This is a genomic window from Bradyrhizobium sp. KB893862 SZCCT0404, assembly GCF_018130885.1.
GTDB classification, from domain to species: Bacteria; Pseudomonadota; Alphaproteobacteria; order Rhizobiales; family Xanthobacteraceae; genus Bradyrhizobium; species Bradyrhizobium stylosanthis.
The window spans coordinates 136,405-161,268 of the sequence record NZ_JAFCLT010000013.1 but is presented as its reverse complement, the minus strand read 5'-3'; the positions used below and the strand labels follow the sequence as shown (position 1 = coordinate 161,268).

The window sequence follows — 24,864 nt, the reverse complement described above, 5'->3', positions numbered from 1 at the left end:
GAGCAGTCCCCGCGGACGCACCGAGAGTGCGGGAACTGAGTTCTATCCTCGTCATTGCGAGCGCAGCGAAGCAAGCCAGGCTGTCTCCGCGGAACGATTCTGGATTGCTTCGCTGCGCTCGCAATGACGGAGGATGAGGCGCCGTGGTCGCTTCCAACCCTCTCCCGTAGGAGCGGGGAGAGGGAGGGAGTTGTGAGCGCGCCGCCTTACTTCGCCTTCAGGAAGTCGGCGACTTCGAGCAGCATGAACTCGTCGTCGTCGGCCTTGTTGGGATCGCGGCTGGACGAGAACGGCAGGTTATTGTCGTTGCCGACGATGATGTGGGTGTCGTCGACGCGATCGACGTTCTCGATGGTGAAGAACGGGAAGGTGTAGACACCGTCATTGAGCGGCTTGCGCGCCTTCTTGTCGGGGTCCTGGATCTTCATCAGGTCGATATAGCCGATCTTGCGCACGGGCTTGCCGACATTGGCGTCCGAGAGCTCGATCTTGTAGATGCGCTTGAACTTGGCGAGATCCGGGAAGCAATTTTCGCCGCGAGTCCCTTGCGGGCAGGCCTTGTCGGCGGTGCCTTCGCCGTTGTCGCGCTCGATGATGAGACCGGCGGTCGGGTCGATCATGTTGAAATCGCCGATGGCATTGCCGTTCTGCTCGAACACATACTGCCAGTAGCGGCCGGTGAACTTCTCCGCGGCGACGTCGAATTCGAGGATGCGGGAGGCTTCCTTGCCGTCGACCTTTTCCCAGTCCTTCTTGTCGGCATCCCACAGCGGGCCCTCGAGCAGGCCGTAGATGAACTTGCCGTCCTTCGAGGCGGCGAAGCCCTCATAGCCCTTGGAGCGGCGCAGGTTGACGTTGGTGTAGGTCGCGCCCGGCGCGCCGGGCGTCGCGACGGCCCAGTTGTCCGGCGAGCGCACCGGCTTGCCGTCGGCAACCGTCTCGAACACGCCGAGGATCTTGCCGGTCTTGTCCGCCTTCAGGATGTAGGGGCCGAACTCGTCGCCGATCCAGAAATTCTCGCCGATGATCTGGAAGCCCTCGGTGTCGAAATCGGAGCCGGTGAGGTAGCGCTTCTGGGTGTCCTCGTGCACGATGCGGAAGGGCACCTTCTTGTCGGGATCGTGCAGGAAGATGGTCTCCTGGCGCTCGATCTTGCCGTTCGCCCAATCCATCTTGTAGCGGTTGAGGTACAGCATCGAATCCGGCGAGTTGGCGCGCGCGCCCATGCCGTTGTCGGTGATCACCCAGTAGCTGCCGTCGGGCATGTGCTTGATGCCGGAGTGGCCCTGCAGCGGCTGGCCCTTGAACGGCAGCGACACGCCGGTCGGACGCTCATAGGACTTGCCCATCACGGTGCCGAGCGCGTCGACGCGCTTGCCGGTGGTGTATTTGCCGGAGGTCTTGAGATCGGCGGGGGCGTCGGCCGGCGCGTCGATGAAGGTGGCGGCCGGCATTACCACGTGGCCGGCGAGCTTGGCCGGGAATTCGCCCTCGCTCTGCGCGAGCGCGGTGCTCGCGGTAAGAATGATCGTTGCGACGGTGCTGAGAAAAGTCGCGCGCATGTGCGTCTCCTGTTAGCGGACGACGCCTTATGCGGATTGCGTGTTGCAGTTTTGTGAAAGCGGGCGAAAGGCCGCAGGGCGGCTATTCGCATACCGCTTCACACGCCTTCATAGACGAGCCTGGTGAAGAAGCCGGGATCGACGAGAAACTGCCCATACCTTGCGTCGAATGCGGCCGTGGGCTTGGCGGCAACAATCTCGTCGCGCGACTTCCCCTGTTTCTTGAGGTTGCCGACATTGTCCCTGATCGTAACCAGCATGTCGCGGAATGCCTGCAGCTCCGCCTTGTTGCTGACGGGCTTGCCGTGACCGGGAATGATGATGGTGTCGTTGTTGGCCACCGCCAGATTGGCGTCGGAGGCCGCGATCATGCCGTCGATGCTGCCGCCGGTCGAATAGTCGATGAACGGATAGATGTCGTTCCAGTAGGTGTCGCCGACATGCAGGACGTTGGCCTCGGTAAACATCACCGAAATGTCGCCGTCGGTATGTGCCGGCCCGTAGTACTTCATCGCAATCGATGCGCCGTTGACCTTGAGCTGATGCTCCCTGGCGAACACCTGGGCCGGGACGGCGCTCGCGGGCAGGGCGAGGAAATTATAGTCCCAGTCCTCGACCCGCTGAACGACGGAGAGGTGCTTGCGGGTATTTTCGTGGGCGATGATCTTGGCGCCGGCCGCCTGCAGCCATTCATTGCCGTCGGCGTGGTCGAAGTGCCAGTGCGTATTGATGAGGTGCGCGATCGGCTCCTTGCCGAGCTCGGCCAGCGCGTTGGTAAGCCGCGGGCGCGAGACGCCGATGCCGGCGTCGACCAGAAGCTTGCCGTCAGGCCCCGTGAGGACGGCGATATTGCCGCCGGATCCTTCCAGCACGCTGATATTGTTACGCAGCTTGGTGGTCGTGATCAGGGACGTTGCCGCACTGTCCTTGATCACGCTGACGAGGCCGCGCGCCTCTGCGTAGGCCTGTCGCGGCGTGAGCCAACCCGTTGTGGCGGCAAAGGTGCCGCCGACGCAGCACAGACAAAAGCCCCGTCGGGACAATGAAGGGAGTTCTGGCGATCCCATGCAATGCTCGCTTTCCTCGATGCTTATTGGCGGCGCCAATGATCGAACCGGCCGCAGGGACGGCTGGTAGCACCAAGGAAGGCAAGCGATCTACCACGATAGCACGATAAGCCGTGATCGCGCGGACGCTGCTACTCCTTTACCGCGCCCGTCAGCGAGGACACGTAATAGTCCACGAACAGCGAGTAGAAGATCGCGACCGGCAGCGATCCCAGCAGCGAGCCCGCCATCAGCGCGCCCCACTGGTAGACGTCGCCGGTGACGAGCTCGGTCAGGATGGCGACCGGCACGGTCTTGTTGGCGCCGCTCTGGATGAAGGCGAGGGCGTAGATGAACTCGTTCCAGGACAGCGTGAAGGAGAAGATGCCGGCCGAGATCAGGCCGGGCACCGCCAGCGGCAGCGTGATCCGGCGCAGGATCTGCAGCCGCGTCGCGCCGTCCACCAGCGCGCATTCCTCGAGCTCGTAGGGGATCGACTTGAAATAGCCGATCAGCAGCCAGGTGCAGAACGGCACCAGGAAGGTCGGGTAGACCAGGATCAGGGCGATCGGCGAATCGAACAGGCCGAACTGCACCACGACGGTCGCGAGCGGAATGAACAGGATCGAGGGCGGCACGAGATAGGCGAGATAGATGCCGAGGCCGACATAGGGGCTGCCGCGGAAGCGCAGCCGCTCGATCGCATAGGCCGCCAGCGTGCTGGCGATCAGCGACAGCGTGGTCGAGCCGATCGCGACCATCATCGTCGTCTTCAGCCATTGCGGATAGGAGGTGTTGAACAGCAGGTGCTTGATGTGGGCGAGCGTCGGCGAGGAGATCCAGAACGGATTGTGCTCCTTGTAATTCATCAGCTCCGCGTTCGGCTTGAACGAGGTGATCGCCATCCAGTAGAACGGGAACAGCAGGATCAGCACGAAGCAGCCGAGCGGCAGATAGATCATCATCAGCCGCCGCAGCCCGGAATCCCAGGCCATGGTGTCGGGCGGCGCTTTCGTGTCGGCGACGGTCGAGGTTTGCGCGACGGTATCAGTCATTGGCTTCCCCCTGCTGCCATTTGCGGCGCGCCAGGCCGAAATAGGAGAACAGCGTCGCGAACACCAGGAACGGGATCATCGACACCGCGATCGCTGCGCCTTCGCCGAGCTCGCCGCCGGCGATGCCGCGCTGGAACGCCAGTGTCGCCAGCAAATGCGTCGAGTTGACGGGACCGCCGCGGGTGATGGCGTAGACGAGCTGGAAGTCGGTGAAGGTGAAGATGATCGAGAACGTCATGACGATGGCCAGGATCGGCATCATCATCGGGAAGGTGATGTAGCGGAAGCGCTGCCAGGCACTGGCGCCGTCGAGCATCGCGGCCTCGTAGAGCGAGGGCGAGATGGTCTGCAGGCCCGCCAGCAGCGAGATCGCGACGAAGGGGATGCCGCGCCAGATGTTGGCTACGATCAGCGAGAACCGCGCCGGCCAGGGCGAGCCGAGGAAATCGATATTGCTCGACCTCCAGTGCAGCACGTCGACCAGGAGATAGGAGATGATCGAGAACTGCGGATCGTAGATCCACCAGAACGCCAGCGCCGAGAGCACCGTCGGCACGATCCAGGGCAGCAGCACGATGGCGCGAAGCAGGCTCTTGAACGGGAAATGGTTGTTGAGCAGCAGCGCCAGCCAGAAGCCGAGCGCGAACTTCCCGAAGGTCGCGACGCCCGTGTAGAACACGCTGTAGAACACCGCGTTCCACCACAAGGGGTCGGTCAAGAGATACTGGAAGTTCTCGAAGCCGACGAAGATGCCGCGCTGTCCGATCGTGGTGTCGGTGAAGGCGAGCCAGACGCCGAGGCCGAGCGGATAGGTGAGGAAGACGGCGAGCAGCCCGAGCGCCGGCGCAAGGCACATCACGATCAGGAACGGCTTGTAGTCGAACAACCGCACGATCCAGTTCGGCTGCCGCTGCGCCAGTGCGGGAGAGGAGAGGGTGGTCACGGACATTAGGTTGTTGTCCTGTTCTAGGCTTTCACCACGTCATTGCGAGGAGCGAAGCGACGAAGCAATCCAGGCTGTCGCTGCGGGAACGGGTCTGGATTGCTTCGCTTCGCTGGCAATGACGGTTGCTTGGTCGTCGCCCCTTACCGGCCCTGCCGCCGGAAGTAGCGCTTGCAGCGCTGCTCGGCTTCGGCGGCCGCGGCTTCCGGGGTGGCCGCGCCGGTGGCGACGGACGCGCACATCTGGACCAGCACGTAGTCGGCGCTGACCGCGCCGGTCGCCGTCGAGATCGGGCCCTTGTAGCCGTCATAATAGGTGCTGTTCATGGTGTCCTTGAACAGCTTCACCTTGGGGTCCTGCGACCACACGGCGGCGTCGGCATAGGCAGCCAGCGGCTGCGACCAGTAGCCGGAGTTGGCATTGAGCCACGGCTCGTACTGGTCCTTTTCCAGCATGTATTGCAGGAAGGCCTTGGCGGCGTTGGGGTACGGGCTGTGCTTGAACACCATGGCGTTCAGCGTCAGGCCGGCCATCGGAGAGACCTTGGCGAGGCCCTTCGGCAGCAGCTGATGCTCGCTGTCCTCGGCAATCGCCTTGGTCGCGGGATCGTTCTTCAGCGAGAAATACAGCGAGACGCCGTTCGCGGTCAGGAAGATCTCCTGCGAGGAATAGGCGCGGTTGTTGCTGACGTCGTTCCACGACGGCGTCCCCGCGATGAAGGTCGGATAGACCTCCTTGACCCAGTTCAGCGCAGCGATGGTCTCCTTGCTGTTGATGACGACGTTGCCTTCCTCGTCGAGCAGGGCGGCGTTGTGCGACCACAGCGCCCAGTTGGCGAAGCCGTTGCCGTCGCCCTTGGCGTTGCCGAGCGCGAAGCCGGCCGGCTTGCCCGCCTTGTGCAGCTTGCGGCACAGGTCGAGAATTCCGGCATGGTCTTCCGGCACCTTGTCGAAGCCGACCGATTGCAGCGCCGATTTGCGGTAGATCAGGGGACCGGCGGTGGCGCCGAACGGCAGCCCGATCCAGGACTCGCTCTTGTTCTTCTTGCCGTAGCGCTGCGCCAGCGGCAGCCAGCCGCCATAGCGCTTGCCGATGTAGTCGGCGACGTCGGTGAGCTCGATCAGCTTGTCGATGTAGATATGAGGCGCGTCGGAGAAGCCGATGATGATGTCGGGACCGGCGCCGGAGTTCGAGGTGACCGCGGTCTGCTGGTTGATGTCTTCCCAGCCGACGAAGTCGACCTTGACCTCGACCCCGGTCTCCTTGGTGAACTTCGCTGCATTGGCGCGGAAGACGTCCTCGTCGGCCTGCACGAAGCGCACCGGGCGCAGCATGCGCAAGCTGGCGCCCTTCTCGATCTCGAGCTTGGGCGGTGCAACATCGGCAGCTTTGATAGCAGATGTTTGCGCTGCAGCACCGGTGGCCGCGAGCGTTGCAGCAGACAGGCCAAGCGCCAAGGCATCACGACGTGTGATGTCGTTCCTCATCAGTACCTCCCTATGTGTTCCCTTCCCGGCGTTGATCGCCGGTGAAGGGCCGTTCCGTTCTTTTGCCGGTTCCGTCGCTTGATGCGCCGGCCGCCTAGCTGTTCGGTCCGCGATCCATGCTGACGGGCTGCCAGCGGCGGAGCGCGGTGTTCTGCAGCACCGACGGATTGACGCAGCTTACCGGCCACATCCCCTGAAGCACCAGTGACAATTCGTAGCCCACGCGGCGCTTGCGCGCCTCGTCGAACCGTGCCGATGCCGAGGCGACATGGGCGGTCAGGGTCACATTCTCCATGCGGAGCAGGGGATTGTTGTGCGAAGGCGGCTCCTTCTCCAGCACGTCGAGGGCGGCGTGCGCGATCCAGCCCTCCTGCAGCGCCTTGATCAGGCTCTCCTCGTCCACCGTGGCGCCGCGGCCGGTGTTGATGAAGACCGAGCCCTTCTTCATCTGCCGGAAGTGCTTCTCGGTCAGCATGTGATGCACCTCGGGCCGGGCCGGGGCGTGCATCGACACGAAGTCGGATTGCGACAGCACCTCGTTCAGCGTCGCGGGGATGACGCCGTGGTCGTACATCAGCGTCTCCTGGATGAAGGGATCGTAGGCCATCATGCGCAGGCCGAACGGCGCGGCGCGCTTCGCAACCGCGCGCGCGACGCGCCCGAACGAGACGAAGCCGAGCGTCTGGCCCATCAGGCGGGGGATCTTGAGCAGCGCCGGCCGGCCTTCGGCCCAGCGGCCGTCGCGCACCATGCGGTCCTGCTCGACCAGGCGGCGGAAGCCGGCGAGCAGCAGCATCATGGCGTGGTCGGCGACCTCCTCGATGAACGTATCGGGGATGTTGGTGACGGGAATGCCGCGGGCGGTGGCGGCCTTCACGTCGACGCTGTCGACGCCGACGGAGCCGAGCGTGATGACCTTGCAGTTCTCGAGGCTGTCGATGATGGTCTTGGAGATCGGGATGCCCTTGGCGTAGATGGCGTCGGCATCCCTGGCGGCGGCGATGAATTCGGCCTCGTTGGCGGGGGCCTCGACGATTTCGGCATCGATCGGATCGAGCGCCTCGCGCTCGTAGGAATAATCGCTGCCTGCGACCGTGAAGCTCGCGCCCTTCGGCGTCACCACCCTGTATTTCGGCATGTCCTGCTCCCGATTTGGTTTCTTGTTGTGACCCGCCTCTCGGGCGGGCCTTTGCGTCTTTTACGCGAAATCGATGTCTGCGCGTACAATTCCCGGTTGTCCACCGTGATGATTATTGCCGGTTTCGGCGGCATCGTCCGGGCTTCTACGGAGGCACGTAAGTAACTTGCTAAGGGGTCTCACACTAAAAGTTGATTCAATTTCGATCGATTCACTCGCGTGCCCGTATCCCTTTTTTCCGGAGCCATCCCGTGTTGAGCAACCTGAAGATCGCCCCCAAGCTTGGCATCCTTGTCGGCGTCACCCTGTTCGGCCTCTGCATCTCCGGAGTTCTCGCCGGCTATCTGATGAAGCGCGAGATGGTGAATGCGCGCATCGACCAGACCAAGTCGATCGTCGATCTCGGCCGCAACTACGCGGCCGCGCTGAAGAAGCGCGTCGATGCCGGCGAGCTGACGAAGGACGCGGCGATGGCCGAGCTGCGCCGCTACGGCAACGCGATGACCTACGACAACGGCTCGGGCTATCTGTTCGGCACGTCCTATGACGGCATCACGCAGCTCGCGCCCGATCCGAAGCAGATCGGCACCAACCGCATGGACGTCGTGACCAACGGCCGCAAGCTGTCCATCGAGCTGATGGAAGGCGTCAAGGCCAACGGCTCGATCCTGCTCTATTATGATTACGTGAAGCCCGGCCAGGAGACGCCGATCAGCAAGATCGGCTACGCCGTCGCGGTTCCCGGTTTCGACATGTATCTCGGCACGGGCGCCTATCTCAGCGACATCGACGCCAAGATGGGGCCGGTCTACTGGCTGCTCGGCCTTGCCATGCTCGGCATCGTCATCGTCGCCGGCAGCGTCGCCTGGATGATCGGCCGCAGCATCAGCCGTCCGCTGGCGCTGCTCGGCGCCCGCATGAAGGATCTCGCCGACGGCAAGCTCGATGGTGACATCCCCGGCGTCGGCCGCGGCGACGAGATCGGTGCGATGGCTTCGACCGTCCAGATATTCAAGGACAATGCGGTCCGCATCCGCGAGATCGAGAAGAGCGAGGCCGACGCCAAGGATCGCGCCGCGACGGAACGTCGCACTGCGATGGAAGCGATCGCCAACGACTTCGAGCGCAGCGTCAACGGCATCGTCCGCTCGGTCTCCTCGGCCGCCGCCGGCATGCAGACCACGGCGCAGTCGATGACCGCGACGGCGAGCGATGCCTCCTCGCGCGCGGCGACCGTCGGTGCCGCCTCGCAGAAGGCCTCCGGCAATGTCGGCACCGTCGCCGCCGCCGCCGAAGAGCTCTCGAGCTCGGTCGCGGAAATCTCCCGCCAGGTCACGCGCTCGACCGAAGTCGCGAGCCGCGCGGTCAGCGACGCCGAACGCACCAACGCCACGGTGCAGGAACTCTCCACCGGCGCCGAGAAGATCGGCGAGGTGGTCAAGCTCATTCACTCGATCGCGGCGCAGACCAATCTGCTCGCGCTCAACGCTACCATCGAGGCGGCACGGGCCGGCGAGTCCGGCCGCGGCTTCGCCGTCGTCGCCTCCGAGGTCAAGGCGCTGGCCAACCAGACCGCCAAGGCGACCGAGGAAATCTCCGCCCAGGTCGCGGCGATGCAGACCTCGACCAGCGATGCGGTCGCCGCGATCGGCGGCATCACCCAGACCATCGCCGAGATGAGCGAGATCACGGCCGGCATCTCCGCCTCGATCGAGCAGCAGGGCGAGGCGACGCGCGAGATCGCCCGCAACATCCAGTCGGTCGCGGCCGGCTCGAGCGAGATCAACGCCAATATCGGCAGCGTCACCTCGGCCGCGGAAGCGACCGGCAGTGCGGCCGGCGAAGTGCTGACCAACGCCCGCGAGCTGGACAGCCAGTCCGGCGCGCTGCGCAACGCGGTGGACGGCTTCCTCGCCAAGGTCCGCGCGGCGTAAGGCGCAAACGCACGGTCACCGCTATCGACTACGACGTCATGCCCGGGCTTGTCCCGGGCATCCACGTTCTAGGCCGCTGCAATCGTGGATATTCGTGGATGGCCGGGACAAGCCCGGCCATGACGGAGAGGCGCGGCCCAGATCTCGTGCCCCGGACGCAGCGCAGCGCTCCCGGCGATGCGGAGCATCGTCCGGAGCGGTGCGCTGCAGAGCCGGGGCTCATGCTAGCCGCAATCTGGGTCCCGGCTCTGCGCAGCGTCACTACGTGCCACAGCGCGTCCGGGACAAGAGCCCTACTGCTTCTCGATCTTCGCGTTGGTGATCAGCTTCTCCCACAGCACCAGCTGCTCGTTCACGAACTTGCCGAGATCCTCGGGCGTGCCCGAAAACGCATCCATGCCGAGCGTCGCCAGCTGGGCCTTGATCTCGGGCTTCTCGACGATCTTGCGGATCTCGGCGTTGAGCCGCGTCACGATCTCCTTCGGCATGCCGGCGGGGCCGAAATAGCCCTGCCACGACGAGATGTCGAAATCGGGCACGCCGGCCTCCTGCATCGAGGGCAGGTTCGGCACCAGCGGCGAGCGGTCCTTGGTGGTGACGGCGAGCGAGCGCAGCGCGTTGCCCTGGACGTGCGGCAGGCCGGTCAGGATGTCCACGAACATCATCGAGACGCGTCCGCCCATGACGTCGTTGAGCGCCGGCGGCGAGCTCTTGTAGGGCACGTGCAGGAGGTCGAGCCCGGCATTGTGCGCGAAGGTTGCGCCCGACACGATCGCCGAGGACGAGCCCGAGGCATAGCTCAGCTTGCCCGGATTGGCCTTGCCATAGGCGACGAGCTCGCCGACGGTCTTGGCGGGGACCTCAGGATTGACGACCAACATGAAGGGCAGGTCGCCGGTGCGCGCGATCGGGGTGAAATCCTTGACCGGATCGTAAGTGAGATTCTTGAGCAGATAGGGATTGGCCGAATGCGTGGTGTTGGTCGTCACCAGCAGCGTGTAGCCGTCCGGGGCGGCCTTCGCGACGTAGGTCGCGGCGAGCATGCCGTTGGCGCCGGCCTTGTTCTCGATCACGATGGCGACGCCGAGCGCCTGCGACAGATGCTGCGAGATCAGCCGCGTCGTGGTGTCGGTGCCGCTGCCGGCCGCGAACGGCAGCACCAGCGTGATGTTGCGGCTGGGGTAGGTGTCGGCCTGGGCGGCGGTCGCGGCGGCGAGGCAGAGCGCGGCCGCGCCGATGGTGCGCAGGTTCGAAATCAACGCTGAAAGCATGTCTGGTCGTTCCCTCTTTTTCGTTGGCGGGGAACCTAGCTTCTCTTCGCTGAAATCGGAAGGCGTGAGTTTGACGCGACGTCTCGTGCCCCGGACGCAGCGCAGCGCTCCCGGCGATGCGAAGCATCGTCCGGTGCGGTGCGCTGCAGAGTCGGGGCCCATGCCGCGGCAAACTGGGTCCCGGTTCAGCAGCGCATCACTGCGTGCTGCGCTGCGCCCGGGACACGAGAATTATCGTGCGTCCGCGCCGCGGAATTACTTCACCGCCGAGCCCTGCCTAGAGGCGATCACGACGCCGGCCAGCACCAGCGCGTAGCCGATCAGGTGGAACGGCTGCAGCTTCTCGCCGAGCAGGACGATCGCCATCACCGAGCCGAACACCGGCACCAGATGGAAGAACGGTGCCGCCCGGTTCGGGCCGATCAGCGCGACGCCGCGGTTGAAGAACAGATAGGCCAGCGTCGAGGGGAAGATCAGGATGTAGCCCAGCGTCGCCAAGGTCAGCGCATCGAAATGCATGACGTTGCCGTTCATGGCTTCCCAGACCGCGGTGGGCAGCAGCATCAGCGCGCCACAGCAGGTCGTGAAGGAGAGAAAAGAGAGCTGATGGACTTTCGGCCGGCGCGGGATGAAGGCGGAGTAGATCCCGAACGCCACCAGCGAGGACGCGAACATCAGATCGCCCCGGTTGAAGCTGATGCCGGCGAGCGCGGCGAGATCGCCGCGCAGGATGATGATGAGCACGCCGAGCAGCGAGATCGCGATGCCGGCGAGCTGTCCGCCGGTCAGCCGCACGCCGAACAGCACCAGCGACCACAGCGCCACGAACAGGGGACCCGCCGACTGGATCAGCAGCGCGTTCAGCGCTTCCGTGTATTGCAGCGCCCAGTACGAGATCGCGTTGTTGAAGGCGAAGCCCACCAGCGACAGGAACAGCATCAGGGGCAGGCTCCGGCGCAGCGCCGGCCAGTCGTGCTTCAGGTGCGGCCAGGAGAACGGCAGCAGGATCAGGAATACGCCGAACCAGCGGATCGTCGTCACCGTCAGCGGCGGCACATGCGCGCCGACATGGCGCGCGAGCACGATGTTGCCGGCCCAGAACAGCGAGCTCAGGCTGAGCAGCAGATAAGGCTGGTTGTTGAGCCAACTGGCGGGATTGGCGGCTTTTGGCGCGGGCGAAGCGATCGTCATTGGCGTCGGATACGAGCTTGCGCCGGATTGCCGTCATGACACAAGTCACGCGGTCGCAATGCTACAATGCAGGCAAGCCCGGAGGAGGTGCCATTGGCGGTCAATATGTTGAACATCGAAGGCCTGGAAGGGCTCGATCAGAACGCGCCCGTGGTGATGCTGAACCTGATGCGCTTTCACGCGCGCTCGCGCGACGGCGACGGTTCGGGCTGGGACGCCTATTTGCGTTACAGCGCCGTCACAGTGCCGATGATCAAGGCGCGCGGCGGCACCTTGCTCTGGACCGGCGAGGCCAAGGCCATCGCCCTCGGTCCGCACGCCGGCAATGACTGGGACTTCGTCGCGCTGGTCTATTATCCGACCGTTGCGGCTTTCCTGGACATGATGACGTCGGAAGCCTACGAGACGCAGGCCGACCCGCATCGCGTGAACGGCTGCGCCGAGCACGTCATCATCGCGACGAGCGAGGCCTACAGCAAGTTCAGCGTCCTCTGACGCCGCCGGGCTCGCGGCCTTGATCTCGATCAAGGGGTCGTCCTGCGCTTGCCAGCAAGGAATCGAGGTGAGTCTCACGCATGCCATCGGAGAACCCATGCATCGCCTTGCCCTGATTAGCCTGTCCGCCCTTGTCCTGTCGTGCGCGGTCGGGATCGCCCCGGCCCATGCGCGGCGCTACTGCCTTCAAGGGGATCAATGGGGCTATCCGGGGAATTGCAGCTTCGATACCTACGAGCAGTGCCGCGTCTCGGCGTCCGGCACGCGTGCCTCCTGCGGCATCAATCCGAAATACGCGCACAGGAGAAGAGTCGCCCATTGAGGCGTCAGTTCGCCTGCTTCCTCGACGCCACGAACACGCCCGACAGCACCAGCGCGAATCCGATGAAATGGAACGCCTGCGGGTGCTCGCCCAGGAACACCATCGCCATGATCGAGCCGAACACCGGCACCACGTGGAAGAACGGTGCGGCGCGGTTGGCGCCGATCAGGCGCACGCCGCGATTGAAGCAGAGATAGGCGAGCGTCGAGGGGAACACCGCGACATAGAACAGCGTGAGCAAATTAGGGCCGTCTAGCTTCATGACGGGACGAGCTGACAATTCCCAGATCTCCAGCGGGATGAGACAGGCGGCGCCTGCGCCGAAGGTGAAGGCGAGGAACGACAGGCCGTGCATCGGCGGCCGCTTCAGCGACAGCACCGAATACAGCGCGAAGATGATCAGCGCGACGATGAAGATGAGGTCGCCCTTGTTGAACTCGATGTTCGACAGCGTGGTGAAATCGCCATGCAGCAGGATCGTCAGCACGCCGCACATCGACAGCAGCACGCCGAACGCCTGTGCCGCCGTGAGGCGGACGCCGAGGATGGCCAGCGACCACAGCGCCACGACCAGCGGCGCGGCCGACTGCAGCAGCAGCGTGTTGAGGGCCTGCGTGTGCTCCAGCGCCCAGTATTGCAGCGTGTTGAAGGCGCCGATGCCCGTGATCGAGAGCGTGATCATCAGGCCGAGCCGCCCGCGGATCGCGGGCCAGTCCTGAGCCAGGTGCTTCCAGGCGAACGGCAGCACCAGCAGGAAGGCGAAGGTCCAACGCAGGAACGACAGCGTCACCGGCGGGATGTGGCCGGCGGCAAGCCGCCCGACAATGGCATTGCCGGCCCAGCACAGCGCGGTGATGCTGAGCAGCAGGTAAGGCTGGTTGGCGACCCAGTTGTGACCGGATGTGTCGGCGCTCGTGGTCTGGCCGGTGGCGGACATTGTGCTTGTTATGGCCCCGCATCATCGCCGGGGCGACCCGCCCGGCGATGCCCGGGCCGGCTGACAGCCCGGCCACGCTCAAAGACACGGAAATCGCGGTTGCATCAACGGGGGGCGGATGCATCGCGACCATGCAGCGGGGAGGCGGCTTCTCAGGCTTTGGTCGAAGGCCTGGCGCCGGGCCCAAAGGTTGCAGGATTTTAAGGGGATATCAAAGGCTTGGGCAGGCCTTTGGACCTCGAAAAAGCCCCGTTCTTGCTTGCCTAGAAGGGCTGCTTCCTTTATCCGGTTGGCTGCCTTGCGTGCGAGCGGTCCTGAGCCGCGGATTGGGCTGGGCACCAGGCATGATCCCGGAAAAGTGGACACCGGTTTTCCGCGAGGATCGTGCCTCCTAGAGACAGATTGAACAGGGATTACCCGCGAATGGCCAACGTTGTCGTCGTCGGCGCCCAGTGGGGCGACGAAGGGAAGGGCAAGATCGTCGACTGGTTGTCGGAGCAAGCGGACATCGTCGTCCGTTTCCAGGGCGGCCATAACGCCGGCCATACGCTGGTGATCAACGGCAAGACCTACAAGCTCGCGCTGCTGCCCTCCGGCGTGCTGCGCGAGGGCAAGCTGTCGGTGATCGGCAACGGCGTGGTGTTCGATCCCGCCGCCTTCCTCGACGAGGTCACCAAGCTGCGCTCGCAGGGCGTTGCGGTCTCGCCGGACAATCTGCGTGTCGCCGAGAACGTCACGCTGATCCTGCCGCTGCACCGCGAGCTCGATGCGCTGCGCGAGTCCTCCAACGCGGCCACGGCGATCGGCACCACGCGCCGCGGCATCGGCCCGGCCTACGAGGACAAGGTCGGCCGTCGCGCCATCCGTCTGATGGACCTCGCCGACCTCGACACCCTCCCGCACAAGATCGACCGGCTGCTGGCGCACCACAACGCGCTGCGCCGCGGACTCAATCTGCCCGAGTTCGACGGCAAGGAGATCCTGAAGGAGCTGAGCGCGCTGGCGCCGCAGCTTCTGCCCTACGCCGAGACGGTGTGGCGGCTGCTCGACATCAAGCGCCGCGAAGGCAAGCGCATGCTGTTCGAGGGTGCGCAGGGCGCGCTGCTCGACGTAGATCACGGCACCTATCCGTACGTCACCTCGTCCAACACGGTGGCGGCGCAGGCCGCGACCGGCGCCGGCCTCGGACCGGGCGCGGTCGGCTACGTGCTCGGCCTGTGCAAGGCCTACACGACCCGCGTCGGCCAGGGCCCGTTCCCGACCGAGCAGGACAACGAGACCGGCCGCAAGATCGGCGAGCGTGGCCGCGAGTTCGGCACCAACACCGGCCGTCCCCGCCGCTGCGGCTGGTTCGACGCCGTGCTGGTCCGCCAGGCGGTCCGCACCTGCGGCATCAACGGCCTCGCGCTGACCAAGCTCGACATCCTCGACGGCTTCGATTCGATCGAGGTCTGCACCGGCTACAAGCTCGACGGCAAGGAGATCGACCATTTCCCGGCCGGTGAGGGTGCCCAGGCCCGGGTCGAGCCGATCTACGAGACCATCGAGGGCTGGAAGGAGCCGACCGCCAGTGCCCGGTCCTGGGCCGACCTGCCCGCCCAGGCCATCAAATATGTCCGCCGGATCGAGGAATTGGTGGGGTGCCCGGTGGCGCTGCTTTCCACCAGCCCCGAACGCGAAGATACTATCCTCGTGCAAAATCCGTTTGAGGCTTAACGATATCTTACCGGGACGCGCGTATAGTTGAGTAGAAATGGCTGATTACTATCCGCTGATCGCCCGCGCTATTGCCGCCCTGGACCCCAATGCTCCCGGCGAAAGCCGTCGCGCGCTCTATGAGCGGGCGCGCACGGCCCTGATCGCGCAGCTGCGCAGCGTGCAGCCGCCGCTCTCCGAATCCGAGATCACCCGCGAACGGCTGTCGCTGGAAGAGGCCGTCCGCAAGGTCGAATCGGAAGCCGCCCAGCGCGCCCGCGACGCCTCCCGCCCCGGTGGGGGCGGCGGCCGCAGCGGCGGCAGCGGTAGCGGCGATGCCTTCCGCCGGGCCAGTACGCGTGCCGCCGAAGGCAATCAGCCCGCCTCCCAGCCCGGCGCGCCACGCACCCGGCCGGCCCCGACACCGCCGCGGGCCGACCGTCCGTCCTTCAATGTCGACGACCAGGGCGATGCCCAGCGTCCGCCGCGTGCGCCGCGTTTCGACGCGCCGCGCCAGCCAGGTCCGCCTGGTTCTCCGCCCGCGCCGCCGTCGATGCCGGAGCCGCCCGCGCCTCCGCCGGCCGGCCGCGACCGCGCAGGCGGGCGCCGCCCGCCGGACATCGGACCTCCGCCGGCGCTGCCGCCGGCCCCGGGCGTGCGCGGCTTCCGCGACATCACGGCCGATGCCAACGATCTCGGCGGCGCCGCCGCGCAGGCCAACCGCGCCGCGCGCCGCACCTACGCCAATGTGCCTTCGCCCTCGCCGGAATTCGACCGTCTCGAGCCGAGCCTGGAAAACCGCGTCGGCGAGGGCGAGGCGCCCTATTCCTATGACGAGTCGATCGAGGAGGCCGAGCGCTACGCGCCGCAGCCGCCGTCGCCCCGTCCGCGCATCTCGCCCGACCGCGACGTCAAGAAGCCCAGGCGCTCCGGCTCCGCATTCCCGTTCAAGAGCGCGATCGCCATCGGCATCGTGCTGATCCTGGTCGGCGCCGGCATCCTCTGGGGCAAGCCCCTGGTGCAGACCGTCACCAATCTGTTCAAGTCCTCGCCGACCCAGGTGGTGGAGGCGCCGAAGGATCCGTCGCAGCCGCAGAGCAAGCCGAAGATTCCGGATCGCGTCGGCCAGCCTTCGGCCAGCGACCAGCCGGTCGCGCCGGTGGCGCAGAAGGTCGTGCTCTATGACGAGGATCCGTCCGATCCGAAGGGCAAGCAATATGTCGGCTCGGTGGTGTGGCGGCTCGAGCCGATCAAGGCCGCGGGCAACCAGAAGCCCGACGTCGCCGTGCGCGCCGACATCGAGATCCCCGACCGCAAGTTCAAGATGACGATGTCGTTCCGCCGCAATACCGACTCGTCGCTGCCGGCGAGTCACACCGCGGAACTGACCTTCATCCTGCCGCCGGATTTCCCGGGCGGCAGCGTCTCCAACGTGCCGGGCATCCTGATGAAGTCGAACGAGCAGGCGCGCGGCACCCCGCTCGCAGGCCTCGCGGTGAAGGTCACCGACGGCTTCTTCCTGGTCGGTCTCTCCAATGTCGATGCCGACCGCACCCGCAACGTCCAGCTCCTGAAGGAGCGCTCGTGGTTCGACGTGCCGCTGGTCTACGCCAACCAGCGCCGCGCCATCATAGCCATCGAGAAGGGCGCCCCCGGCGAGCGCGCCTTCAACGACGCCTTCGCGCAGTGGGGCGACTAGAGCTCCGCTCTTCCTACCGAGAAAGATCGTCATGCCCGGGCTTGTCCCGGGCATCCACGTTCTCATGGCCTGGAGCCGTGGATGGCCGGACAAGCCGGGCCATGACGCTACGTCCGCCGTTACTGTGCCGCCGCTTCCCGCTTGCGGGATGCGGCCGCGGCGGCGTGCTCGCGGTCCATCACGGCGCGGCAGCCGGGGCTGACCTGCGACTTGTTGCGGACCATGCAGGCGGTGATGCGCGGGATGTCGGGGATTTCACTGGAGCACAGCCGCATCGCGTCGGCGGAGCACATCTGCTGCGCTTCGGACGAGAAGGCGAGGCCGGGCGATGTCTGGAGTGCGAGACAGGCGGAGAAGGCGAAGAGCGAAGCGATGGTCTGATGGCGTGTCATGAAGGATGGGTCCCCGAGTTCCCTGGGCTTGAGCCGCTTGGTTTTGGGGCGCCGCACACGGCTTGATCTGCCGCATGTCACAGCCTTCACGCCGGGATCTCGATCCCGCATGTGGTCGCTCGATTACGATGTCGAATCGAAAGTGCTGCGCCGCCCGAGCGAAGTATGCGCCATTGTCACGCGGCCGCAATGGTCATCGTAAAGGAATTCGCAATTGTTGCGCGCACGTCACGCAGCAAACGAGATGCACGCGATCAGATCAGACGTTCGGAGGATACGCTCTCTTGTTCCGCCTCGCTCGCGCCGAGCGAAGCGGCATGTTCTTCCACCGCGGTGACGCCCTTCGCGGTGAGCTCGAACAGGTCGCCGTCCTTCATCACGTAGCCGTCGGCGATCAGCTCACCGACCTTGCCCTGCCGGTCGTCGGCGAAGGCGATGGACTGGCTGATGTCCCTGAGGATCGAGAGTTGTTCGTCGCGCAACATGGCTTCACTCTCCGTTCACAGGGCGTTGCCGATCCTCACATGCCGTGGCTGGCGAACACCTTGCTGCATGATTTCGACAGCTTGGCCCGGTTGGCCTGCAGGCAGCTCTGCACTGCGCCGTCATTGCCGAGTTCCTTGCGGCACAGGCGCGATGCATCGCGCGAGCAGGCGTTCTGCTCCTGCTGTGTGCCCATGTGCCCCTGGGCGAAAGCCGGCGTGCCCGCCAGGCCGCTCAGGGTGATCAGCGTGATCGTCGCCAGGAGAAGTTTGCGGGACATCGGCGGCTCCAATCCAACAGGGATGATTCAGGTCCTGTCTGAACTCGTCGCCTTACCACTTGTTCCCCTTCGAGGCGGCCGGCGCGCCGCTGTTCAAGGTTCCCGCGGCGCTGCTATAACAGGGCCGATGTGTGAGGGTATTTGATGAAACGCTATCTGGTGTTTGCGCTGGTCGGCCCGTTCGTCGGCGGGTTCCTGCTGCTGCTGACGACGACCTACCAGTCCGGCTATTGGGCCCAGACCAGTCTCGGCGAGGTCGGCAAGCTGTTCGTCGTGTTCTTCAAGACCCTGCAATACAGCTATCTGTTCGGCTTCCTGCCCTCGCTGATGATCGGCGCGGTCGACGATATCCTGATCCATGTCCGCCGGATCGGACCCGGATTGCGGATGCTCCTCGTCGGCCTGTTCGCCTTCGTGCTGGCCTCGCTGACCTACAGTTCGCGCGGGCCGGATTCGGGCGTGGTGCAGTTCATCCTGTACGGCATGGTCGGCTTCGTGCCGTCGGTGATTTCCTCGTGGATCGTACATAGATATGTCGAGGAGCCGCAATCCGCGGCCGCCCCGACCTGAACGTGCGGCCTTCAGGCGCGGTGCAGCAACCTCCGCCGCGCTGGCGCGTTTTCCTCAGGCTATGACCATGTCCGACGACGATATCCTTGTGCCCCCCAAATCCCGTTCCGGGAGCCGTTCGCGCACCGCCGAGGCGCGCGGGCCGATCATCGACCAGGAAGGACACGAGATCCGCCCGGAGACGCTCGACCAGGGCTTTCGCGAGTTTCGCTTCGAGTTCGGCAAGGACAATCCGTTCGCCGGTAACCCGTTCGGCAATCTGACGCGCGAGCAGCGCATCGCGCGGCTCGAGGCGATCGCCAAGCTGCTCGACGTCGCCTTCATCCTGCCCGGCACCAACATCCGCTACGGCATCGACGGCCTGATCGGGCTGATCCCCGTCATCGGCGACATCATCACCACGGCCATTTCGCTGTGGCTGGTGCGCGAGGCACGCGCATTGGGGGCGCCCTGGTACATCACCGCGCGCATGCTCGGCAATGTCGCGGTGGACGGCGTGGTCGGTATCGTGCCGTTCGTCGGCGATGCCTTCGACGTCATGTTCCGCGCCAACATGCGCAACGTCCGCCTGCTCCGCCGCTGGCTCGAAAAGCAGCCTCGGATGTGAGGCTTCGTCTCTTCTCGCTCCTCTCTCGTGTCCCGGACGCGCTGCGGCGCGCAGTGCCGCTGCGCAGAGCCGGGACCCAGAACCCAAGAAAGGTCGGGAGGATCGTGGCTGGCATGGGCCCCGGCTCTGCAGCGCACCGCTAAAGGAGCGCTGCGCTGCGTCCGGGGAACGAGAGTCTTCGCTCTCCCGCAAGCAAGGGGGACCTCCAGAAACGCAAAAAGCGCGACGGCCGTTGGGCCATCGCGCTTTCTGCGCACATCGGGCTTTGCGAAAACTTACGCCGCGTCGGCGTCGGTCTCGGCGGCTGGCGCCGGCCGGGGACGGCGGGGCAGCGGGAAGGCCTCGCTCTCGTAGAGCGAGCGGATGCCGTTCTGGTCGAAGCGCGCTTCCTCGACCTGGAGATAGGCGCCGTTCAGCGAATCCGTCGGCAACTGCTCCATCGCGAACTGCACGGCTTCAGCCGCAGTGCCGAACCGGCGATAGGTGAAGCCCGCACGCTTCTTCTTGCGGATGGCGGCGGGGAAGAGCTCGGCGGAAGTGTTGAAGTTGAACGGACGCAGTGGACGCATGGTCAAAGACCTCGTGATCTCTCTGGGGCTTTAAGCGCGTGGGGTTTGGGAAGGCAGGGGCCACGATCGGGTCGGCCCGCCGCACATCATTTTCGCCCTCTAATATAGGCCGATTTGACAGAAATGCGACCCCTGCGATGGGAGATGATGAATCCACGCATGGCAGCCCCGCAAGGGTTATAATCCAAGTAAATTCAATAGCTTATATGGTTTACACTTTGCCAAGAAGCAGCGGCACGACCAGCACCACCAGCACGACCCCTCCGATGCCCATGCCGGAATGGCCGAGGCCATAGCCGTAACCGCCGAACCGGCCCGACAGGCCGCCGATGAGATAGATGATCACCAGGATGATCAGGATGGTCCCAAGCGTCATGGCATCCTCCCTGGCGGCCGCCGAAATGCGGTGATCGGCCGCACCGCCAGGGAAGAAAAGCACATCGGGCGATCGGGTTCCATGAAGGAACCCGATCTCCCGCAGGGTTTATTTGGGCTCGAGCTTCAGCGCTGCCGAGTTGATGCAGTAGCGCAGGCCGGTCGGCGCGGGGCCGTCGGGGAAGACGTGGCCGAGATGGCCGCTGCATTTGGAGCAGAGCACCTCGGTGCGGATCATGCCGTGGCTCGCGTCGTGCTCCTCGTCGATATGGCTCTCGACCGCGGGCGCAGTGAAACTCGGCCAGCCGCAGCCGGAATCGAACTTGGCGTCGGACTCGAACAGCACGTTGCCGCAGCCGGCGCAGACATAGGTGCCGGCACGGTGGTCGTGCTCATATTCGCCCGTGAAGGGACGCTCGGTCGCCTTCTCGCGCAGCACCGCGTACTGCATTGGCGAGAGCTCCTTGCGCCACTGCTCTTCGCTCTTGATGACCTTGTCGTCGGTGGTTTTCGTCTTGGTGTCGGGCATGGGTCTCCCGTTTCTTTTGATGATGTCGCGATCAGTTGGTGGCCTTGCTGGCATTCACCAGCGTCGGCTTCTCAATGTAGTTATCCGCGAACAGCTTTTTCAGGTTCTCGACCTTCGGCAGGTCGTTATAGGCGATGTAGGGCTGGTTCGGGTGCAGCGTCAGATAATCCTGGTGGTAGGCCTCCGCCGGATAGAACGCCTCCAGCGCGCCGACCTTGGTCACGATCGGCTTGCCGAACACCTTGGCGCCGTTGAGCTGGGCGATATAGGCATCCGCCACCTTCTTCTGCTCGTCGGAGGTGGTGAAGATCGCCGAGCGATATTGCGTGCCGACGTCGGGGCCCTGGCGATTGAGCTGGGTCGGGTCGTGCACCACCGAGAAATAGATCTGGAGGATCTTGCCGTAGGAGATCTTCTTCGGGTCGTACTTGATCTCGACCGATTCCGCGTGGCCGGTCCGGCCGCCCGAGACGGTCTGGTAATCGGCGGTCGCCTTGGTGCCGCCGGCATAGCCGGAGACCGCGTTGACGACGCCGGCGGTGTGCTGGAAGACGCCCTGCACACCCCAGAAGCAGCCGCCGGCGACCACCGCGGTCTGGATGCCGCTGGCGGGCGCTGCGTCCACGGCGGGAGCGGGAAGCACCACCGCGTCCTCGGCGGCCTGCGACGGCATGGCAAAGGCCAGGGTCGCGGCGGCGGTGGCGGCGAGCAGGGTCAGGAGGGCGGGACGACGCATGGCGGAGCCTCTTTTCGGAAGGTTGCGACAGTCTAGGTCGGTTGGCACCGGGCGAACAGCCTGCCCGGCCGCATTTTCGGTCATCTGAGATACGGACAGGGGGACCGATTGTTACGCCGTGACGGACACGAGTCTGTGAAAGCGACGTACTCAGACATCCGGCTTGGCGGGATGCGGAACTCCGCGCTAAGAGCATGATCCGGAAAAGTGTGAAGCGGTTTTCCGCAAAGATCATGCTCAAACAATAGATGAACCAGTGAGATCGACGATCGACCCAAAGAAGTGGTGGCTGGAGCTGACCTGACAACATGCTGCGCGTCGTTTCCCTGACCCTCGTCACCCTGATCGCGGCCGTCGCGACCGCCTCGGCAGATCAAGTCAGCGACGATCTCGCCGTCTGCCGGGACCGCCAGACGGATATGCAGGCCCGCGCACCGGCCTGCGACAATCTGCTCAACGCCGATCGCGTGACCGGCAAGGACAAGGCCATCGCGCTGTCGGTCCGCGGCAACACCTTGATCAACAAGCGCGACTACGTCCGCGCCATCGAGACCCTGTCCATGTCGGTCGACCTCGATCCGGACTACGTCATCGCGCTCAACCTGCGCGGCCTCGCCTACGAGCGCTCGGGCAAGGAAGACCTCGCGATGGCCGACTACAACCTTGCGCTGCAGAAGCGGCCGACCTACGGCGTGCCCTACAACAATCGCGGCGTCATCCACGCCCGCAGGGGCGCGCTGCAGAGCGCGCTCGACGATTTCAACCTGTCGATCAAGTACACGCCGAAATTCCTGCTCGCCTGGACCAATCGCGCCCGCGTGCGCACGGCGATGAAGGATTACAACGGCGCGATCGCCGACTTTGCGGAGGCCGAGAAGATCGATCCGGCCGCACCGCAGATCGCCGGCAACCGCTGCGTCACCTTCGGCATGATGGGCAAGTACGAGCAGGCCTTTGCCGACTGCAACGGTCTGATCCAGAAGCAGCCCCGCAACGTCTTCGCGATCAACAATCGCGCCGACGTCAGCATGATGAAAGGCGACTTCGACGCCGCGCTGAAGGACTACAACACGGCGATCGAGATCAATCCGAACAATATCCGCGCCCATTCCGGCCGCGGCCAGATCTACGAGCGCAAGAAGGATCTCGCCCAGGCGCGTGCCGACTACCGCGCCGCCGCCTACTCGCTGACCAAGTTCGACGACCCCGACGTGGCGCGTGCCCGCGCCATCGCGCAGGAGCGTCTCGCCGCGCTGACGCCGCAGGCGCCGGCCGCGATGAGCGGGCGCCGCGTCGCGCTGGTGATCGGCAACGGCGCCTACAAGAACGTCCACGCTCTGCCCAATCCGCCGCGCGACTCGAAATTGATTGCGAGCGTGCTGAAGGACGTCGGCTTCCAGACCGTGATCTCCGTCAGCGATCTCACCCGCGACAAGTTCTTCGACGCGCTGAAGGCCTTCGCCGAGGAAGCGGAGAAGGCCGACTGGGCCGTGGTCTATTACGCCGGCCACGGCTTCGAGATCGGCGGCGTGAACTACCTCGTCCCCGTCGATGCCAAGCTCGCCGCCGACAAGGACGCCGAGAGCCAGGCGGTCGCCCTGGAGCAGGTCATCGCCGCGGTCGGTGCCGCGCGAAAGATGCGGCTCGTGGTGCTGGATGCCTGCCGCGACAATCCGTTCGCGCCGACCATGCAGCACACGCTGTCGCTGAAGCTCGTCGACAAGGGTTTTTCCAACATCGAGCCCGGCGCCGGTTTCATGGTGGTCTACGCCGCCAAGCACGGCGAGACCGCGATGGACGGCGACGGTGCCGCCAACAGCCCGTTCGCCACCGCGCTCGCCCGCGAGATCAAGGAGCCGAAGGTCGAGATCCGGAAGCTGTTCGACATCGTCCGCGACGACGTCTGGGCCGCGACGAAGCACGAGCAGCAGCCCTTCACCTACGGCTCGCCGCCGGGCCGTGAGGATTTTTACTTCGTGGCGGGGAAGTGACGACCAGGCTTGCGTAGCAAGGATGGTCGTCATCCCGGGGCGATGCGAAGCATCGAACCCGGGATCTCGAGATTCCGGGTTCGCACTTCGTGCGCCCCGGAATGAAGGAGAAAGTTAGAATCCTAGGGTGGGCAAAGGCGCGCAGCGCCGTGCCCACGATCTCTCGCTATGAGCAATAAGGCGCGTGGGCACGCTTCGCTTTGCCCACCCTACGGCGGCGGTGCTCTAAACGACGATACTCAGCCGCTTCGCCGCACGCGTGATGCCCGTGTACAGCCACCGTGCCCGCGAATCCTGAAACGCAAAGCTCTCGTCGAACAGCACGACGTCGTCCCATTGCGAGCCCTGCGACTTGTGCACGGTCAGCACATAGCCGTAGTCGAACTCGTCATAGGGCTTGCGCTGCTCCCAGGCGATCTGCTCGACGCCGCCCTCGAAGCAGTCGGCGCGGACCGACACCTTCGTGATCTTGTGTCCAAAGTCCTCGTCCGGCGACAGCCGCATGGACAGGATGCGCGACTTCGAACGCGAGGTGTTGCGCGACTTCACGCGCCACAGGCCGCCGTTGAACAGGCCCTTCTTGCGGTTGTTGCGCAGACACACCAGCTTGTCACCGGCGACCGGGAAGACATCCTCGATGTTCTGGCGCTGGCGCACCCGCATGTTGTAGGCGCGGCGCGTGTTGTTGCGGCCGACCAGCACCTGGTCGGCGCCCATGACGCGGTCAGGGTCGAGCTCTTTCCGCGACACCACCTCGCTCTCGCCGTAGCGGCCGATATCGAGCTCGCGACCCTCGCGCACGTCCATCGACATCCGCACGATCGGGTCGTCCTGGGCCTGGCGATGCACTTCGGTGAGCATCGCATCGGGCTCGACATTGGTGAAGAAGCCGCCGCCCTGGATCGGCGGCAGCTGCGCGGGATCGCCCAGCACCAGCAGCGGACAGTCGAACGACATCAGGTCGCGGCCGAGCTCGGCATCGACCATCGAGCACTCGTCGATCACGATCAGCTTGGCCTTGGAGGCCGGCGCGTCGTCCCACAATTCGAAGCTCGGCTGCTCCTCGCCGGATTCGCGGGCGCGGTAGATCAGCGAATGGATGGTGGAGGCCTCGTCGCAGCCCTTGTTGCGCATGACCAGGGCCGCCTTGCCGGTGAAGGCGGCGAATTTCACCTCGCCGTCCACGCCCTCGGCGATATGGCGCGCCAGCGTGGTCTTGCCGGTGCCGGCGAAGCCGAACAGGCGGAAAATCGGCGGCGTGCCATTGCGGCCCGGCTTGGCCTTGAGCCAATCGCCGACGGCCTTGAGCGCAGCATCCTGATGCGGGGTGAAGGTGGCCATGTCTGTCTTGAGAAGGGCGAGCCGAGGCGATTCGCCATGCCCCAAAACTAACCATTCGCCCCGGGGGTTCAAGCGCGGGCTACCCTACTATTAGCAGACAATCCCCTATGGACCGGTGCAAGAGGTCGTCATGCCCGGGCTTGTCCCGCCTGCGCGGCCGAAGCCGCTTCGGGGAGGCGAAGGCCCGGGCATCCACGTTCTCAGTGCGGCGTTGCC

Annotated in this window: 25 protein-coding genes; 8 read left to right on the top strand and 17 right to left on the bottom strand. The window is 65.1% G+C overall.

Translation table 11 applies throughout. The features are described 5' to 3' along the window. Window positions 1-206: 206 nt before the first annotated feature. The 6 genes from JQ617_RS35635 to JQ617_RS35610 all read right to left on the bottom strand — a co-directional run bounded on the left by JQ617_RS35635 (window position 207) and on the right by JQ617_RS35610 (window position 7,231). Complete coding sequence (locus JQ617_RS35635) at window positions 207-1,562, bottom strand: esterase-like activity of phytase family protein (RefSeq protein ID WP_212030446.1); 1,356 nt, start codon at window positions 1,560-1,562, stop codon at window positions 207-209. A 98-nt stretch (window positions 1,563-1,660) separates the two neighbouring features. Beyond that, window positions 1,661-2,629: an MBL fold metallo-hydrolase gene (locus JQ617_RS35630; RefSeq protein ID WP_212030445.1), complete on the bottom strand. Its 969-nt coding sequence runs from the start codon at window positions 2,627-2,629 to the stop codon at window positions 1,661-1,663. A gap of 131 nt (window positions 2,630-2,760) precedes the next feature. After that, complete coding sequence (locus tag JQ617_RS35625; protein ID WP_063694026.1) at window positions 2,761-3,663, bottom strand: carbohydrate ABC transporter permease; 903 nt, start codon at window positions 3,661-3,663, stop codon at window positions 2,761-2,763. Continuing rightward, window positions 3,656-4,612, bottom strand: a complete 957-nt coding sequence (locus tag JQ617_RS35620) for a carbohydrate ABC transporter permease (RefSeq protein ID WP_212030444.1) — start codon at window positions 4,610-4,612, stop codon at window positions 3,656-3,658. Before JQ617_RS35620 ends, JQ617_RS35625 begins: the two co-directional genes overlap by 8 nt. A 137-nt stretch (window positions 4,613-4,749) precedes the next feature. Beyond that, window positions 4,750-6,093, bottom strand: a complete 1,344-nt coding sequence (locus JQ617_RS35615; RefSeq protein ID WP_212030443.1) for an ABC transporter substrate-binding protein — start codon at window positions 6,091-6,093, stop codon at window positions 4,750-4,752. 94 nt (window positions 6,094-6,187) lie between these two features. Next, window positions 6,188-7,231, bottom strand: coding sequence for a C-terminal binding protein (locus tag JQ617_RS35610; RefSeq protein ID WP_063694023.1), 1,044 nt, complete (start codon window positions 7,229-7,231; stop codon window positions 6,188-6,190). A 251-nt stretch (window positions 7,232-7,482) separates the two neighbouring features. On the opposite strand from JQ617_RS35610, the gene JQ617_RS35605 reads away from it, so the two are divergent. After that, window positions 7,483-9,165 (top strand): methyl-accepting chemotaxis protein, encoded by a 1,683-nt coding sequence (locus JQ617_RS35605; RefSeq protein WP_063694022.1) that lies wholly within the window; start codon window positions 7,483-7,485, stop codon window positions 9,163-9,165. A gap of 293 nt (window positions 9,166-9,458) precedes the next feature. Here the strand turns inward: JQ617_RS35605 and JQ617_RS35600 are convergent, their stop codons facing one another. Together JQ617_RS35600 and JQ617_RS35595 are read right to left on the bottom strand one after the other, a co-directional pair. Continuing rightward, window positions 9,459-10,436, bottom strand: a complete 978-nt coding sequence (locus tag JQ617_RS35600) for a Bug family tripartite tricarboxylate transporter substrate binding protein (RefSeq protein ID WP_063694021.1) — start codon at window positions 10,434-10,436, stop codon at window positions 9,459-9,461. A 255-nt stretch (window positions 10,437-10,691) separates the two neighbouring features. Then, window positions 10,692-11,627, bottom strand: a complete 936-nt coding sequence (locus JQ617_RS35595) for a DMT family transporter (RefSeq protein WP_212030442.1) — start codon at window positions 11,625-11,627, stop codon at window positions 10,692-10,694. 105 nt (window positions 11,628-11,732) lie between these two features. On the opposite strand from JQ617_RS35595, the gene JQ617_RS35590 reads away from it, so the two are divergent. Next, window positions 11,733-12,122: a DUF1330 domain-containing protein gene (locus JQ617_RS35590; RefSeq protein WP_212030441.1), complete on the top strand. Its 390-nt coding sequence runs from the start codon at window positions 11,733-11,735 to the stop codon at window positions 12,120-12,122. 97 nt (window positions 12,123-12,219) lie between these two features. After that, window positions 12,220-12,444, top strand: a complete 225-nt coding sequence (locus tag JQ617_RS35585) for a DUF3551 domain-containing protein (protein WP_212030440.1) — start codon at window positions 12,220-12,222, stop codon at window positions 12,442-12,444. Between the two features lie 4 nt (window positions 12,445-12,448). Here the strand turns inward: JQ617_RS35585 and JQ617_RS35580 are convergent, their stop codons facing one another. Continuing rightward, window positions 12,449-13,381 (bottom strand): DMT family transporter, encoded by a 933-nt coding sequence (locus tag JQ617_RS35580; protein ID WP_212030439.1) that lies wholly within the window; start codon window positions 13,379-13,381, stop codon window positions 12,449-12,451. Between the two features lie 423 nt (window positions 13,382-13,804). Between JQ617_RS35580 and JQ617_RS35575 the strand changes: the two genes are divergently transcribed. Beyond that, window positions 13,805-15,097, top strand: coding sequence for an adenylosuccinate synthase (locus JQ617_RS35575; protein WP_063694017.1), 1,293 nt, complete (start codon window positions 13,805-13,807; stop codon window positions 15,095-15,097). A 37-nt stretch (window positions 15,098-15,134) separates the two neighbouring features. Next, a complete protein-coding gene (locus JQ617_RS35570; protein ID WP_212030438.1) occupies window positions 15,135-16,775 on the top strand; it encodes a hypothetical protein in 1,641 nt (546 codons plus the stop codon). Between the two features lie 119 nt (window positions 16,776-16,894). Here JQ617_RS35570 and JQ617_RS35565 read toward each other — a convergent pair whose 3' ends face one another. The 3 genes from JQ617_RS35565 to JQ617_RS35555 form a co-directional block, all read right to left on the bottom strand. Beyond that, window positions 16,895-17,167: a hypothetical protein gene (locus JQ617_RS35565; RefSeq protein ID WP_347336398.1), complete on the bottom strand. Its 273-nt coding sequence runs from the start codon at window positions 17,165-17,167 to the stop codon at window positions 16,895-16,897. A 254-nt stretch (window positions 17,168-17,421) separates the two neighbouring features. Continuing rightward, entirely contained in the window at window positions 17,422-17,652 is a 231-nt protein-coding gene (locus tag JQ617_RS35560) for a hypothetical protein (protein WP_212030437.1), read from the bottom strand. A 35-nt stretch (window positions 17,653-17,687) separates the two neighbouring features. After that, complete coding sequence (locus JQ617_RS35555; RefSeq protein ID WP_212030436.1) at window positions 17,688-17,930, bottom strand: hypothetical protein; 243 nt, start codon at window positions 17,928-17,930, stop codon at window positions 17,688-17,690. Window positions 17,931-18,074: 144 nt separating this feature from the next. Between JQ617_RS35555 and JQ617_RS35550 the strand changes: the two genes are divergently transcribed. Both JQ617_RS35550 and JQ617_RS35545 read left to right on the top strand, forming a co-directional pair. Further along, a complete protein-coding gene (locus JQ617_RS35550) occupies window positions 18,075-18,500 on the top strand; it encodes a DUF5413 family protein (RefSeq protein ID WP_063694014.1) in 426 nt (141 codons plus the stop codon). Between the two features lie 61 nt (window positions 18,501-18,561). After that, window positions 18,562-19,107, top strand: coding sequence for a DUF4112 domain-containing protein (locus JQ617_RS35545; RefSeq protein ID WP_212030435.1), 546 nt, complete (start codon window positions 18,562-18,564; stop codon window positions 19,105-19,107). Window positions 19,108-19,382: 275 nt separating this feature from the next. Here JQ617_RS35545 and JQ617_RS35540 read toward each other — a convergent pair whose 3' ends face one another. From JQ617_RS35540 to msrA, 4 genes are all read right to left on the bottom strand, one after another. Beyond that, the gene (locus JQ617_RS35540) at window positions 19,383-19,676 is read right to left on the bottom strand and encodes a hypothetical protein (RefSeq protein WP_014492502.1); all 294 of its coding nucleotides are present in this window, start codon (window positions 19,674-19,676) and stop codon (window positions 19,383-19,385) included. Window positions 19,677-19,887: 211 nt separating this feature from the next. Next, the gene (locus JQ617_RS35535) at window positions 19,888-20,052 is read right to left on the bottom strand and encodes a DUF3309 family protein (protein WP_212030434.1); all 165 of its coding nucleotides are present in this window, start codon (window positions 20,050-20,052) and stop codon (window positions 19,888-19,890) included. 108 nt (window positions 20,053-20,160) lie between these two features. Next, window positions 20,161-20,580: a peptide-methionine (R)-S-oxide reductase MsrB gene (msrB, locus tag JQ617_RS35530; protein WP_212030433.1), complete on the bottom strand. Its 420-nt coding sequence runs from the start codon at window positions 20,578-20,580 to the stop codon at window positions 20,161-20,163. 31 nt (window positions 20,581-20,611) lie between these two features. Then, window positions 20,612-21,316 carry a peptide-methionine (S)-S-oxide reductase MsrA gene (gene msrA, locus JQ617_RS35525; RefSeq protein ID WP_212030432.1) on the bottom strand — a complete coding sequence of 235 codons (705 nt, stop codon included), beginning with the start codon at window positions 21,314-21,316 and terminating at the stop codon, window positions 20,612-20,614. 308 nt (window positions 21,317-21,624) lie between these two features. On the opposite strand from msrA, the gene JQ617_RS35520 reads away from it, so the two are divergent. Then, complete coding sequence (locus JQ617_RS35520) at window positions 21,625-23,307, top strand: caspase family protein (RefSeq protein WP_212030431.1); 1,683 nt, start codon at window positions 21,625-21,627, stop codon at window positions 23,305-23,307. A 225-nt stretch (window positions 23,308-23,532) separates the two neighbouring features. On the opposite strand, the gene JQ617_RS35515 is transcribed toward JQ617_RS35520, so the two are convergent. Then, the gene (locus tag JQ617_RS35515; protein ID WP_063694009.1) at window positions 23,533-24,648 is read right to left on the bottom strand and encodes an ATP-dependent DNA helicase; all 1,116 of its coding nucleotides are present in this window, start codon (window positions 24,646-24,648) and stop codon (window positions 23,533-23,535) included. Between the last annotated feature and the right edge of the window lie 216 nt (window positions 24,649-24,864).

Bases quoted from the DNA above. Each gene is read 5' to 3' on its own strand.
- JQ617_RS35610 (WP_063694023.1), bottom strand. From the start codon at position 7,231: ATGCCGAAATACAGGGTGGTGACGCCGAAGGGCGCGAGCTTCACGGTC.
- JQ617_RS35550 (WP_063694014.1), top strand. From the start codon at position 18,075: ATGAAACGCTATCTGGTGTTTGCGCTGGTCGGCCCGTTCGTCGGCGGG.
- JQ617_RS35535 (WP_212030434.1), bottom strand. From the start codon at position 20,052: ATGACGCTTGGGACCATCCTGATCATCCTGGTGATCATCTATCTCATC.
- JQ617_RS35545 (WP_212030435.1), top strand. From the start codon at position 18,562: ATGACCATGTCCGACGACGATATCCTTGTGCCCCCCAAATCCCGTTCC.
- JQ617_RS35570 (WP_212030438.1), top strand. From the start codon at position 15,135: ATGGCTGATTACTATCCGCTGATCGCCCGCGCTATTGCCGCCCTGGAC.
- JQ617_RS35560 (WP_212030437.1), bottom strand. From the start codon at position 17,652: ATGTTGCGCGACGAACAACTCTCGATCCTCAGGGACATCAGCCAGTCC.
- msrA (WP_212030432.1), bottom strand. From the start codon at position 21,316: ATGCGTCGTCCCGCCCTCCTGACCCTGCTCGCCGCCACCGCCGCCGCG.
- JQ617_RS35590 (WP_212030441.1), top strand. From the start codon at position 11,733: ATGTTGAACATCGAAGGCCTGGAAGGGCTCGATCAGAACGCGCCCGTG.
- JQ617_RS35620 (WP_212030444.1), bottom strand. From the start codon at position 4,612: ATGTCCGTGACCACCCTCTCCTCTCCCGCACTGGCGCAGCGGCAGCCG.
- JQ617_RS35580 (WP_212030439.1), bottom strand. From the start codon at position 13,381: ATGTCCGCCACCGGCCAGACCACGAGCGCCGACACATCCGGTCACAAC.
- JQ617_RS35595 (WP_212030442.1), bottom strand. From the start codon at position 11,627: ATGACGATCGCTTCGCCCGCGCCAAAAGCCGCCAATCCCGCCAGTTGG.
- msrB (WP_212030433.1), bottom strand. From the start codon at position 20,580: ATGCCCGACACCAAGACGAAAACCACCGACGACAAGGTCATCAAGAGC.
- JQ617_RS35630 (WP_212030445.1), bottom strand. From the start codon at position 2,629: ATGGGATCGCCAGAACTCCCTTCATTGTCCCGACGGGGCTTTTGTCTG.
- JQ617_RS35585 (WP_212030440.1), top strand. From the start codon at position 12,220: ATGCATCGCCTTGCCCTGATTAGCCTGTCCGCCCTTGTCCTGTCGTGC.
- JQ617_RS35615 (WP_212030443.1), bottom strand. From the start codon at position 6,093: ATGAGGAACGACATCACACGTCGTGATGCCTTGGCGCTTGGCCTGTCT.
- JQ617_RS35575 (WP_063694017.1), top strand. From the start codon at position 13,805: ATGGCCAACGTTGTCGTCGTCGGCGCCCAGTGGGGCGACGAAGGGAAG.
- JQ617_RS35515 (WP_063694009.1), bottom strand. From the start codon at position 24,648: ATGGCCACCTTCACCCCGCATCAGGATGCTGCGCTCAAGGCCGTCGGC.
- JQ617_RS35600 (WP_063694021.1), bottom strand. From the start codon at position 10,436: ATGCTTTCAGCGTTGATTTCGAACCTGCGCACCATCGGCGCGGCCGCG.
- JQ617_RS35540 (WP_014492502.1), bottom strand. From the start codon at position 19,676: ATGCGTCCACTGCGTCCGTTCAACTTCAACACTTCCGCCGAGCTCTTC.
- JQ617_RS35635 (WP_212030446.1), bottom strand. From the start codon at position 1,562: ATGCGCGCGACTTTTCTCAGCACCGTCGCAACGATCATTCTTACCGCG.
- JQ617_RS35565 (WP_347336398.1), bottom strand. From the start codon at position 17,167: ATGACACGCCATCAGACCATCGCTTCGCTCTTCGCCTTCTCCGCCTGT.
- JQ617_RS35520 (WP_212030431.1), top strand. From the start codon at position 21,625: ATGCTGCGCGTCGTTTCCCTGACCCTCGTCACCCTGATCGCGGCCGTC.
- JQ617_RS35625 (WP_063694026.1), bottom strand. From the start codon at position 3,663: ATGACTGATACCGTCGCGCAAACCTCGACCGTCGCCGACACGAAAGCG.
- JQ617_RS35555 (WP_212030436.1), bottom strand. From the start codon at position 17,930: ATGTCCCGCAAACTTCTCCTGGCGACGATCACGCTGATCACCCTGAGC.